1 pseudogene is annotated in these 1,611 nt (G+C 39.4%); it reads left to right on the forward strand.

Features of this window, described 5'->3' with window-relative positions:
• Window positions 1-82 precede the first annotated feature (82 nt).
• Window positions 83-1,588, forward strand: a pseudogene (locus tag QUA20_RS31695) (IS5 family transposase).
• Window positions 1,589-1,611 lie beyond the last annotated feature (23 nt).

Genomic DNA, 1,611 nt, shown 5'->3' on the forward strand with positions numbered 1-1,611 from the left:
ACTTTGACTGGTTTGAACGCGGAGCGTGTGCAAGCTTATGAGCTAAAATCTGTCCAAAGCCTAGTACAACATCACTTTCGTAATGTACCGAAAAGTTGACCCAAGCCCAAACCCGCCATCCAACTTTGACTTGCCTTTTGAGGGGCAATTGTTAGAAGATAATCGTTGGGTAATCATGGCGAAACTAATTCCGTGGTCAGCATTTGAAGCAGAATATGCTCAAAACTTTTCCGTAGATATGGGAGCTCCAGCGAAATCTTTTCGGATGGCGTTGGGAGCATTAATTATTAAAGAAAGGTTAGGAACCAGCGATCGCGAAACAATAGAACAAATCCGAGAAAACCCCTACTTACAATACTTTATAGGCATGACCAGCTATAGCAGTGAAGCACCATTCGACTCATCAATGTTGGTTCACTTTAGACAGAGAATAGGTGTCAACCTAGTCAATAAAATTAATGAAAAAATGGTCAAAGAGCAGACCGAAGCACCAGGCAAAGTAGTCGATAAAAAGTCATCGGACATCAGCGAGCCGAAAAATCAAGGAAAATTAATATTAGACGCAACCTGTGCGCCAGCCGACATTAAATATCCTAACGACTTAGGAATATTGAATCACGCCAGGGAACAAACCGAAACAATCATAGATGCTTGGCACACTCAAATTCAGTCACCACTAAAAAAAAACCAAGAACTTATCGAAACCTAGCCAGAAAAGAATACTTGACAGTAGCAAAGAAACGAAGACCATCACAAAAAAAACGAAGAAAAGCAATTAAGAAACAACTTCAATATATTAAAAGAAATTTAGCTCATATCGCGGCTATGGGTGAGCTAACGTGGCTGAGTAAATTTTATTATAAAATGCTATTAGTAGTCACAGAAGTCTACCGTCAACAGTTATGGATGTATGAAAATAAAACACATAGTATTGAGGACAGTTGGGGTAAGTTTAACACAACCACACATCCGCCCGATCGTTAGAGGAAAAGCCGGGAAATCCGTCGAATTTGGGGCAAAGCTGTCAGCGAGTTGTCGTAACGGCTATGTATTTCTAGATCGGATTAGTTGGGATAATTTTAACGAATCTGTAGACTTAAAAACCCAAGTAGAAGAATTTAAATGGTTCACAGGCTTCTATCCCGAATCAATTCATGTAGATCGAATTTATCGAACTCGCGAGAATCGAGCTTGGTGCAAAGAAAGAGGAATTAGAATGAGTGGTACCCCTTTAGGAAGACCCGCGACAAATATTAGTAAGTCAACGAAGAAACAAGCTTTAGAAGACGAGAGAATTCGTAACTCGATTGAGGGCAAATTTGGAGAAGGTAAAAGAAGATTCAGCCTCGGTAGAGTGATGGCTAAACTTTCTAATACTTCTCAAACCACCATCGCCATAACTTTTCTGGTGATGAATCTTTCGGCCCTGCTACGGCAGGCTTTTTGGCTTTTTTTATGTCTATTTCAGAATATACACTTTTTTTCCTGTTTTCCACCTGTGATGATTAATAAAGATTATGCTTTGGACAAAATATCGTCAACAAAGCTTATATTATCAAGGGACTTGCGAGTTCATTCATCTTTCTAAATGCTGTTTTCTTACTTTTTCAG

Origin of the sequence: Microcoleus sp. Pol7_A1, assembly GCF_036701085.1 — a bacterium.
GTDB classification, from domain to species: domain Bacteria; phylum Cyanobacteriota; class Cyanobacteriia; order Cyanobacteriales; family Microcoleaceae; genus Microcoleus; species Microcoleus asticus.